The sequence below is a fragment of the Streptomyces sp. SID9727 genome (genome assembly GCF_010550605.1).
Taxonomy (GTDB): domain Bacteria; phylum Actinomycetota; class Actinomycetes; order Streptomycetales; family Streptomycetaceae; genus Streptomyces.
On record NZ_JAAGNI010000151.1, the window covers coordinates 1 to 575 of the forward strand.

The 575-nt window shown below is 79.5% G+C and carries 1 protein-coding gene; it reads right to left on the reverse strand.

Annotated elements, in window-relative coordinates:
- Window positions 1-575 (reverse strand): glycosyltransferase (locus tag G3I41_RS10185; RefSeq protein WP_164399894.1); only part of this gene is annotated, 575 nt, incomplete at both ends.

Sequence of the window (575 nt, forward strand, 5' to 3'; positions counted from 1 at the left end):
ACCGCCCGGACAGGGCCAGCGCGGCGGCGGCCAGTCCGGCGGCGGTGACGGCGAGGTGGCCGGGCAGCCGGCCCCGGGGGGCGTCCGCCCTGGTCCACCAGTCCGGACCGTGGAGGCGGTTCATCAGGGCGTCGTCCGCGTTGCCGCGCTGGGTGCGCACGGAGACCCAGCGGTCGGCGGGACGGACGGGGTGCAGGGTGGAGCGGGTGCCCCGGGCCAGCGTCCAGCCGCCGCTCATCAGGCGCAGGGCGAGGTCGGCGTCCTCCCGGAAGGCGCGTGGGAAGCGCTCGTCGAACCCGCCGGCCCGGCGCACGGTCTCCGTGCGGTAGGCCATGTCGGCGGTGGCCCAGGCGGCGTCCTCCAGGCCGGCGGTGCAGCGCTCCCAGTCGGTGGGCCTGCGGTCGTCGGGCAGCGGGACGGCCAGCCGGCCCTGCACCCCGGCCAGGCCGGGCCCGGCGTGGCCGAGGTCGTGGGCGAGGAGCGCCCCCCAGCCGGGGCGCACCTGGACGTCGTCGTCCAGGAAGACCACCCAGGGCGTGGCGACCTCGCGCAGCCCGGCGTTGCGGGCCGCCGCC